Here is an 8,758-nt window from a genome sequence, read left to right on the forward strand (position 1 = left end):
GATAACGAATTGCATCACCCTGGTTCTAACTATTATTATTAAAAATTATATTAAAATTTTAGCCATTCCGTATATTCTTCATATAAATCATCAAATACAGACATTGGCAATGTGAAATCACCATGTGTCTCAATATAATCAGACAGTATGTTAAAATCATCATCGTGTTTTGGGAAAGCAAGATCGTCAAATATCTCTTCTGCTAGACGACCTTTATCGTCGTGTCGACCACGAACTGTCATGACAAATTGATAAAACGAATAGTTTTTCATTAGTTCATTGTCACATCAATCACTTTTGTTTCACCTTTAATCACAGCATTTTCATCATAAATATTAATTGAAGCTGCTTGATCAGTGTTAGTAATTATAATTGGTGAAATTACAGATTTAGCGTTATTATTAATATATTCAAGGTTGAATCTTACTAATGGATCTCCGACGTTAACTTCGTCACCACTAGACACTAACACTTCAAATCCTTCACCGTCTAATTGAACTGTGTCTAAACCGATATGAACTAATAATTCTAATCCGTTATCTGCTTTTAACCCAATCGCATGCTTAGTTGGAAAGACATTGTCAACACGTCCTGCAATTGGAGACACAACTTCTCCTTCAGTTGGATTAATACCAAAACCTTCGCCCATCATTTTTTGTGCGAATACAGGATCTGGAATATCTTCAATTTTCACGAATTCTCCAGTTAATGGTGCATAAATTGCGATATCTTTCTGAACTTCTTTGCCTTTTCCGAATAATTTTTTAAACATACTTTCCACTCCTACTTATCAAAATGTGATATTAAATCGCCATAACCCAATTCTTCTAACTTTTCATATGGAATAAATTGAATTGCAGCGGAATTGATACAGTATCTTAAGCCGCCACTTTCTTTAGGTCCATCATTAAAGACATGTCCTAAATGACTATTTGATTCTTCTGAACGCACTTCAGTTCTCAACATACCAAATGATTTGTCGACTAATTCTATAATTTCATCGTCATCAAGCGCTTTGGAAAAGCTAGGCCATCCACATTCAGAATGAAACTTTTCTTCAGATGTAAATAAAGGTTTACCAGAAATTTTATCTACATAAATTCCTTTAGCAAAATGATTCCAATATTCATTCATAAATGGTGGTTCAGTGCCGTTTTCTTGTGTAACAATATATTCTATATCTGTTAGTTCACTTTTATCTTTTTTAAGCATTTTGATTCCCCCAATGTGATTCTATAAACGCTTTTCTACCTGAACCACGTTGATATTGGTAATAATGTACCGGGTTCTTTTTGTAATAATCTTGATGGTAGTCTTCAGCTGGATAGAAATTTTTATATGGTTTAATAGGTGTAATCACTGGTTTCTTGAAAATACCTTGTTCATTTAATTGTTGCTTTTTAAACTCAGCAGCCTTTTTCTGATGTTCATCATGATAGAAAATGACTGGTTGATAGCTTTCGCCTCTATCGAAAAATTGCCCTTGATCATCAGTTGGGTCAAATGTTTTGAAATATATGTCTAATATATTTTCAAAGGAAGTAACCTCTGGATCAAACGTAATTTGTACTGCTTCGACATGGCCGGTTTGATTCGTACATACCTGTTCATAAGTTGGGTTGTCAACATGACCGCCACTATAACCAGATACGACTGACTTGATGCCTGGATATGATGTAAATGGTTTAACCATGCACCAGAAACATCCTCCTGCTAATGTTGCATATTCTTTTGTCATATGAATTACCTCCTCTATCTATCTAATTATAAATTTAGTCTATAAAGGATTGAAATGGAAGTAATTAACACTGAAAAGATTAAATTTACTTCTTAAGGACTACGAGGCCAATCGCACCTTGACCAGTATGTGCAGAAATAACTGGTGTAGTTACATTTATATCGTAATTATTCACATGAAAAGCTTCATTAAAAACTTTCTTCAATTTATCAACATATTCAATGACGTTAGCATGTGCGACACCAATGGATTTGATTTCATGATCTCCTATAAATTCAGCAATTTCCTTTTTCAAGTATTGGATACTAGAATTTTGAGTTCTCGCATTGTGCACAAGCTCTAAGCGACCATCATCTAGTGTACCAATTGGTTTAATTTTCATAAGATTACCAATCAAACCTTTTGTTTTACTAATTCTGCCACCTTTAATTAATTGATTCAATTGCCCTATAACTACAAATAATTTAATGTTTTCTCTTAAATGATTTAACTTTTTAACTATTTCAGAAGTTGAGACACCTTCTTTTACAAGCTCTACTAGGTGTTGTATTTGATACCCTAAACCAAAAGAAATAGATTTTGAATCAATAACAGTTACATTAGCATCTACCATTTGACTTGCTTGGTAAGCAGTGTTATATGTACCACTTAATCCTGAAGAAAGATGAATACTTATGATTTCAGAGCCATCTTTTCCTAGTTCTTCATAAGCAGATATAAATTCACCTATGGCTGGCTGACTTGTCTTTACATCTTCATCATTTTCAATATGATTAATAAATTCTTCTGATGTAATATCTACTTGGTCAACGTATGAAGCTCCTTCAATAGTTAAACTTAAAGGAATTACATGAATGTTGTTTGCTTCTAAGTATTCTTTAGATAAATCGGATGTTGAGTCTGTTACTATAATCTGTTTTGTCATGGTCGTTTTCCCCCTTATTTTTTACGAATTAAATGTAGAAAGGTATGTGGAATTGTATTTTTCTCATCTAGTTTACCTTCAACTGAAGAGGCAACTTCCCAGTCTTCAAATGTATAAGGTGGAAAGAACGTATCACCACGGAATTTACCTTCAATAACAGTAATATACATGTCGTCCACTTTATCAATCATTTCTTCAAATAATGTTTGCCCTCCAAATATGAAAACATGGCCCGGTAGTTGGTAAATATCTTCAATAGAGTGAATTACATCAACGCCCTCTACGTTGAAACTTGTATCTGAAGTAAGTACAACATTTCGACGATTCGGTAGTGGTTTACCAATCGATTCAAATGTCTTACGACCCATTACTAAAGTATGACCTGTTGATAATTTTTTAACATGCTTCAAATCATTTGGTAGGTGCCAAGGTAATTGATTTTCAAAACCAATTACTCGTTGCAAGTCATGTGCAACTAGAATGGATAAAGTCATAATTATCCTCCTTCTTCTATCATTTCATTTTTTATTACTAAGTTATCTTTAATTTAACACAATTTTTATCATAAAGTGTGATAGAAATAATGATTTTGCATAATTTATGAAAACGTTTAACACAAAAAAGTACTTTTTTGCACTTGAAAATACTATGATGTCATTTTGATGTCTATATGGTTAGCTAACTATGCAATGACTACACTGCTATTGGAGCTTTTATTGCTGGATGTGATTCATAGTCAACAATTTCCAAATCTTCATAATTTATGTCGAAAATAGACTTGTCACTGTTAATTTTTAATGTTGGAGGATTGAAGCTTTCACGTGCTAATTGTGTTTGAATCGCATCAATATGATTTGAATAAATATGTGCATCTCCAAATGTATGCACAAATTCACCCACTTCAAGTCCACATTCTTTGGCAATAAGGTGTGTCAATAAAGCGTAGCTTGCGATATTAAATGGCACACCTAAAAAGATATCTGCGCTACGTTGGTATAACTGGCAACTTAACTTACCATCTTGGACATAAAACTGGAACATGGTATGACAAGGCGGAAGTGCCATTGTATCAATTTCTGTTGGATTCCATGCAGATACGATGTGTCGCCTTGAATCTGGATTATGCTTAATTTGTTCAATTACTGTTTTAAGTTGATCAAAATGATTACCATCTTTATCAACCCAATCTCGCCATTGTTTACCATAAACATTTCCTAAATCCCCGAATTGCTTCGCAAATGTATCATCTTCAAGAATACGTTGCTTAAATTGTTTCATTTGTTCTTTATATTGTTCGTTAAATTCAGGATCACTCAATGCACGATGCCCGAAATCTGTCATATCTGGACCTTTATACTCGTCTGATTTGATATAATTTTCAAAAGCCCATTCGTTCCATATATTATTATTATATTTTAATAAGTATTGGATGTTTGTATCTCCTTTAATGAACCATAATAATTCGGTTGCTACTAATTTAAAAGAAACTTTCTTTGTCGTTAATAGTGGAAATCCTTTAGATAAGTCAAAGCGAAGTTGATGACCAAATTTCGAAATCGTACCTGTATTTGTGCGATCATTTCGTGTATTTCCTATTTCTAAAACTTCTTCACAAAGACTGTGATATGCTGCATCAAATGAATTCAACATATGCGATAACACCTCATTTTCATTATTTATAGTATGTATATTTAGTTTGATATAACTTAACTTTATGTAGCATTTTGTTATCACTCATTTTAGGAATATGATATTAATATCATGAATTCCGTTACTTTATTTATAAAATGCTGATTAAGTACCTACCCCATCGTAACGTGATATATGTTTCCAATTGGTAATTGTTTACCCAAATCTATAACTTTAATGCTAAAAAATTTTAAAAAAGAGGTTAACACATGATTTGAATATTATGTTTGATGTCCTATTAAAACAGTTAAATTTCTAGAAAATATAGTTGGTAAAAACGGACTTTATTTAACAAATAGAATACAACTATATTCTCTATTTTCAATGACAGACACCATTTTTAATATTATAAAATGTGTTAACCTTTATATTTATTTATGTGTACTATTTACAATTTTCGTCAAAGGCATCCTTTAAGTCCATTGCAATGTCATTAATATCTCTACCTTCGATAAATTCTCTAGGCATAAAATAAACTAAATCTTGACCTTTGAATAAAGCATACGAAGGACTAGATGGTGCTTGCTGAATGAATTCTCGCATTGTAGCAGTTGCTTCTTTATCTTGCCCAGCAAAAACTGTAACTGTATTTGTAGGTCTATGTTCATTTTGTGTTGCAACTGCTACTGCAGCTGGTCTTGCTAATCCAGCTGCACAGCCGCATGTAGAGTTAATAACTACAAAAGTAGTGTCATCAGCATTTACTTGGTTCATATACTCCGATACTGCTTCGCTCGTTTCTAAACTTGTAAAACCATTTTGAGTTAATTCGCCACGCATTTGTTGCGCAATTTCTTTCATATAAGCATCATATGCATTCATATTTAATTCCTCCAATTAAATTGTTCTGTTTGCCATTTGTTTCCATACTGAACCAAGTGCTTCATCTCCGTTTTCAATACGAGATATGGCCATTTCAATTTGTAATTTAACTTCAAACGCATTGTCATTAATATGGGCTTTTAGTGCGGGAAGCTGCTCTGCATTACCTTCATCAAAGATAAACATAGCAGCACGCCACCTAACGATTTTCTGTGGATCATCTAATAGTAGCACCATTTCTGGTAGTGCCTCTGGATACCCTAAATCGCTTATGCAATCCCCTGCTGTTCTTCTTACAGCAGGACTTTTATCACGAAGCCCCTTATATAAATACGGTAAAATTTCTTTACTTTCAATCATACCTAATAATACAATCGCTTGACGTCTAACCGGTACTTTTTCATCAGATAAAGCTAAATCAAGCAGCGGTATATCTTCAAAAGTCGGCTTTGGAAAATGGTTTAACATTCGTAATCGAGTCTTCCAATTATCAGTTGCATGATATTCATCCAAAGAGACATGTCGATAGAAATGATAATTATTAGTTGCGTGATTTTCTTCTAAAGCATGTTTTACCAATACGGGTAACTGTGATTCTGGATAGGTAGCTAGCACTTCTTCTAGGACACCATCCATTACTTCTTGAATATTTCCATAGCGATTTCCTAAATCTAGCCATTTACGCATAAAAACAATATTGTCATGTGCTGTTTGCGCTTGAGTCATATGGTCAACATATGTTTGTGGTAATTGTTCTCTTAATTCTTGGTCAGCAGAAGTTAGCTTAATTTGATACGGTATACCCTTAAAAGTTAATAATTCAGCTTTAATTTCACCAAAATGATTGTCAATTTGAGGTTCATTTACAGATTCTAAAACCTTATTCGCATCAGAAAAAGCAGCTTTAATATCAGGTAATATGACTTCCCAATCAGCTTTTGGTGCCTTATCAACAGCTAAGAAGTTCATGACATGAAAAATGGAAGTGATACCATCTATAGATAACAACTGATTTATAAATCTTGGTTGTGTTTCTTCTACTTTTTTATAAGTATTAGATAACTTGTCTTCTCTTGTATATGACAAAACAACTTTCATTGTATTTGGACTTGGTGTTGGCTCTATACGTAAAATTTCCATATACTTTATTCCCCCCGAATACTAGTTGATGAAAAATTTATTCGAATACAGCCTCTACTTTTGGCAATACTGTTTCCCAATTTGCGTCATTTTCTTTATCTACTGAAATAAAGTCCATAACATGGAAAATTGATTTAACGCCTTCAACCTTTAAGATGTCATTAATAAATGCTGGCTGTGAATCATCAACTTTAGTATACGTATCTGATGTCATACCTTCTCTGCTTTCACTAAGTGTAATCTTCATTGTGTTGTGGTTCGGTGTTTCTGATATAGATATAATTTTCATTTGACTTCCTCCTATTGAAGTTCATTTCCTAATTGTTTTATTTCTTTCCCTATTGAACACTCATTGATACAAAAATGATGCGCCTTCGTTTTCCCCTCTAATTTACGCAGACGAGTTTTGATTGGACATTGATTGCAATAAGTATTCATTAAATCATCTATTTTCGCGAGTGCATTTTGCTCTGAAAAAGTTAAAATACGCGACACTTCCTTTATTACTTCAAAATATTGCAACCTTGTAAATAAGTGTTACTGTTTTAAATTTGACATAAAAATATTATAACATTTTTGACCCTAAGATTTGAATGAAACCTTTTATAATTCTATACGTAAAATGTATTTATATTCAAATGCTATTGCATCGCAAACGATTTTTCAGTAAAATGAGTTAGTTATTTATTGAGCGGTTTCTAAACACCCGCATGATCAAAATTTAGGAGGACATTTTAATATGTATAATGAAATTTTAGGACTAGTTACGTTTATTGCAACGTTCGTGCTTATGGTACTTATGTATCGCTTTTTTGGTAAACAAGGTTTAATTGCATGGGTTGCAATTGGCACAATCATTGCCAACATACAAGTGATTAAAACTGTAGAAATCTTTGGTATTTCAGCAACTTTAGGTAATGTCATGTTTGCTTCTATTTATTTAGCAACAGATATATTAAACGATATTTATGGGCGTAGAGTTGCAAAAAGAGCAGTTTGGTTAGGCTTTTCATCAACATTAATTATGATTATTGTTATGCAATTGTCATTACATTTTATTCCTGCACCAGAAGATATGGCACAAAAAGCATTACACGCAATCTTTGATGTTGTGCCACGCATTGCTTTAGGCTCAATCGTCGCATATATTATTGGTCAACATATTGATGTATTTATCTTTTCACTAATTAAAAAAGTATTTAGTTCTGATAAAACGTTTTTCATCCGTGCATATGGTAGTACATTTTTAAGCTCAATAATTGATACAGCTTTATTTGTAGCTATCGCATTTATCGGAAGTTTACCTGGTACAGTTGTATTTGAAATATTTATTACAACGTACGTATTAAAATTAGCTTCAACAGTTTTCAATGTACCATTTGGATATATTGCTAAATCATTTTATCGTAAAGGTAAGATTGATAAGTTAGATCAAGGCTATTAACGCACTTACTACACAAAAGAATAAGTTTTAAGGGAGTGGGACAGAAATAATATTTTCGCAAAATTTATTTCGTCGTCCCACCCCAACTTGCATTGTCTGTAGAAATTGGGAATCCAATTTCTCTTTGTTGGGGCCCATCCCAAACTTGCACATTATTGTAAGCTGACTTTTCGTCATCTTCTGTGTTGGGACCCACACCCCAACTCGCATTGCCTGTAGAATTTCTTTTCGAAATTCTCTGTGTTGGGGCCCCTGACTAGAATTGAAAAAAGCTTGTTACAAGCGCATTTTCGTTCAGTCAACTACTGCCAATATAACATCGTAGAGCATAGAACATTGATTTATGTCCCAGCCTGAAGATGATTTTTTTAGGAAGTATATTACAGTACTACGTATTAGAAAATCATCTTTGAATCAGCGAGTATTTTAAACACGTGTTACTTATTTAAGTGATGCGTGTTTTTTAATGGATTACCCAACATATTTTGTATTACAGTAATAGTAACTTTAACTAAGTATTGAATAGAAAGTAGGTTTATTATGGCGAAAATAAATTTTGATGCTGCGACGAAAGGAAATCCAGGCATAAGTACATGTGCCATTGTAATCAAAGAAGATGAGCAGCATTATACATATACACATGAGTTAGGCGAAATGGATAACCACACTGCAGAATGGGCTGCATGTATTTATGCACTAGAACATGCACGTGAATTAAATGTTCAAAACGCACTATTATATACAGACTCAAAGCTAATTGCAGATAGCATTGAAGCTGGTTATGTGAAAAACGCAAATTTCAAACCTTATTTTGATCAAATAGAAATATTTGAAAAAGATTTTGATTTATTATTTGTTAAATGGATACCGAGAGAACAAAACAAAGAAGCGAATCAACACGCTCAACAGGCATTGTATAAATTAATTAAAAAGAATAAATAAAAGGAGCACCGACTGATGTGATGTCAATCGGTGCTCCTCTATTTATCAAAGAAACAAA

At 32.9% G+C, this 8,758-nt stretch carries 14 protein-coding genes; 2 read left to right on the forward strand and 12 right to left on the reverse strand.

Features of this window, described 5'->3' with window-relative positions; translation table 11 throughout:
• Positions 1 to 50: 50 nt before the first annotated feature.
• The 11 genes from AA076_RS07195 to AA076_RS14985 all read right to left on the reverse strand — a co-directional run bounded on the left by AA076_RS07195 (position 51) and on the right by AA076_RS14985 (position 6,809).
• On the reverse strand, positions 51 to 272 hold the full coding sequence (locus tag AA076_RS07195) for a YozE family protein (RefSeq protein ID WP_000801007.1): 222 nt from the start codon (positions 270 to 272) through the stop codon (positions 51 to 53).
• Positions 272 to 772, reverse strand: a complete 501-nt coding sequence (locus tag AA076_RS07200) for a PTS sugar transporter subunit IIA (protein ID WP_000473652.1) — start codon at positions 770 to 772, stop codon at positions 272 to 274. The genes AA076_RS07195 and AA076_RS07200 overlap by 1 nt, the downstream gene beginning before the upstream one ends.
• Before the next feature lie 11 nt (positions 773 to 783).
• A complete protein-coding gene (gene msrB, locus AA076_RS07205) occupies positions 784 to 1,212 on the reverse strand; it encodes a peptide-methionine (R)-S-oxide reductase MsrB (protein ID WP_000913315.1) in 429 nt (142 codons plus the stop codon).
• A complete protein-coding gene (msrA, locus tag AA076_RS07210; RefSeq protein WP_000159902.1) occupies positions 1,205 to 1,738 on the reverse strand; it encodes a peptide-methionine (S)-S-oxide reductase MsrA in 534 nt (177 codons plus the stop codon). The genes msrB and msrA overlap by 8 nt, the downstream gene beginning before the upstream one ends.
• Before the next feature lie 85 nt (positions 1,739 to 1,823).
• Positions 1,824 to 2,663: a fatty acid kinase binding subunit FakB2 gene (gene fakB2 / locus AA076_RS07215; RefSeq protein ID WP_000166059.1), complete on the reverse strand. Its 840-nt coding sequence runs from the start codon at positions 2,661 to 2,663 to the stop codon at positions 1,824 to 1,826.
• Between the two features lie 14 nt (positions 2,664 to 2,677).
• Entirely contained in the window at positions 2,678 to 3,157 is a 480-nt protein-coding gene (locus AA076_RS07220) for a dihydrofolate reductase (protein WP_000175746.1), read from the reverse strand.
• A gap of 199 nt (positions 3,158 to 3,356) precedes the next feature.
• Positions 3,357 to 4,313, reverse strand: a complete 957-nt coding sequence (locus tag AA076_RS07225) for a thymidylate synthase (RefSeq protein ID WP_000934885.1) — start codon at positions 4,311 to 4,313, stop codon at positions 3,357 to 3,359.
• 423 nt (positions 4,314 to 4,736) lie between these two features.
• Positions 4,737 to 5,174 carry a bacilliredoxin BrxA gene (gene brxA, locus AA076_RS07230; RefSeq protein WP_000995287.1) on the reverse strand — a complete coding sequence of 146 codons (438 nt, stop codon included), beginning with the start codon at positions 5,172 to 5,174 and terminating at the stop codon, positions 4,737 to 4,739.
• A gap of 15 nt (positions 5,175 to 5,189) precedes the next feature.
• Positions 5,190 to 6,314, reverse strand: a complete 1,125-nt coding sequence (locus AA076_RS07235) for a virulence factor (protein WP_000404650.1) — start codon at positions 6,312 to 6,314, stop codon at positions 5,190 to 5,192.
• A gap of 37 nt (positions 6,315 to 6,351) precedes the next feature.
• Positions 6,352 to 6,603 carry a NifU N-terminal domain-containing protein gene (locus AA076_RS07240; RefSeq protein WP_000691942.1) on the reverse strand — a complete coding sequence of 84 codons (252 nt, stop codon included), beginning with the start codon at positions 6,601 to 6,603 and terminating at the stop codon, positions 6,352 to 6,354.
• Positions 6,604 to 6,614: 11 nt separating this feature from the next.
• The gene (locus tag AA076_RS14985; RefSeq protein ID WP_001795441.1) at positions 6,615 to 6,809 is read right to left on the reverse strand and encodes a zinc-finger domain-containing protein; all 195 of its coding nucleotides are present in this window, start codon (positions 6,807 to 6,809) and stop codon (positions 6,615 to 6,617) included.
• Positions 6,810 to 7,053: 244 nt separating this feature from the next.
• Between AA076_RS14985 and AA076_RS07250 the strand changes: the two genes are divergently transcribed.
• The gene (locus tag AA076_RS07250) at positions 7,054 to 7,758 is read left to right on the forward strand and encodes a queuosine precursor transporter (RefSeq protein WP_000282171.1); all 705 of its coding nucleotides are present in this window, start codon (positions 7,054 to 7,056) and stop codon (positions 7,756 to 7,758) included.
• A gap of 64 nt (positions 7,759 to 7,822) precedes the next feature.
• On the opposite strand, the gene AA076_RS16155 is transcribed toward AA076_RS07250, so the two are convergent.
• Entirely contained in the window at positions 7,823 to 7,954 is a 132-nt protein-coding gene (locus AA076_RS16155) for a hypothetical protein (protein WP_000529138.1), read from the reverse strand.
• A 344-nt stretch (positions 7,955 to 8,298) separates the two neighbouring features.
• On the opposite strand from AA076_RS16155, the gene AA076_RS07265 reads away from it, so the two are divergent.
• On the forward strand, positions 8,299 to 8,700 hold the full coding sequence (locus AA076_RS07265) for a ribonuclease HI family protein (RefSeq protein ID WP_001062936.1): 402 nt from the start codon (positions 8,299 to 8,301) through the stop codon (positions 8,698 to 8,700).
• Positions 8,701 to 8,758: the final 58 nt, after the last annotated feature.

Origin of the sequence: Staphylococcus aureus, from assembly GCF_001027105.1 — a bacterium.
Lineage (GTDB): Bacteria > Bacillota > Bacilli > Staphylococcales > Staphylococcaceae > Staphylococcus > Staphylococcus aureus.

Excerpts from the sequence above, each read along its gene's own strand:
- AA076_RS07195 (WP_000801007.1), bottom strand. The coding sequence starts at position 272 with ATGAAAAACTATTCGTTTTATCAATTTGTCATGACAGTTCGTGGTCGA.
- AA076_RS07200 (WP_000473652.1), bottom strand. The coding sequence starts at position 772 with ATGTTTAAAAAATTATTCGGAAAAGGCAAAGAAGTTCAGAAAGATATC.
- msrB (WP_000913315.1), bottom strand. The coding sequence starts at position 1,212 with ATGCTTAAAAAAGATAAAAGTGAACTAACAGATATAGAATATATTGTT.
- msrA (WP_000159902.1), bottom strand. The coding sequence starts at position 1,738 with ATGACAAAAGAATATGCAACATTAGCAGGAGGATGTTTCTGGTGCATG.
- fakB2 (WP_000166059.1), bottom strand. The coding sequence starts at position 2,663 with ATGACAAAACAGATTATAGTAACAGACTCAACATCCGATTTATCTAAA.
- AA076_RS07220 (WP_000175746.1), bottom strand. The coding sequence starts at position 3,157 with ATGACTTTATCCATTCTAGTTGCACATGACTTGCAACGAGTAATTGGT.
- AA076_RS07225 (WP_000934885.1), bottom strand. The coding sequence starts at position 4,313 with ATGTTGAATTCATTTGATGCAGCATATCACAGTCTTTGTGAAGAAGTT.
- brxA (WP_000995287.1), bottom strand. The coding sequence starts at position 5,174 with ATGAATGCATATGATGCTTATATGAAAGAAATTGCGCAACAAATGCGT.
- AA076_RS07235 (WP_000404650.1), bottom strand. The coding sequence starts at position 6,314 with ATGGAAATTTTACGTATAGAGCCAACACCAAGTCCAAATACAATGAAA.
- AA076_RS07240 (WP_000691942.1), bottom strand. The coding sequence starts at position 6,603 with ATGAAAATTATATCTATATCAGAAACACCGAACCACAACACAATGAAG.
- AA076_RS07250 (WP_000282171.1), top strand. The coding sequence starts at position 7,054 with ATGTATAATGAAATTTTAGGACTAGTTACGTTTATTGCAACGTTCGTG.
- AA076_RS07265 (WP_001062936.1), top strand. The coding sequence starts at position 8,299 with ATGGCGAAAATAAATTTTGATGCTGCGACGAAAGGAAATCCAGGCATA.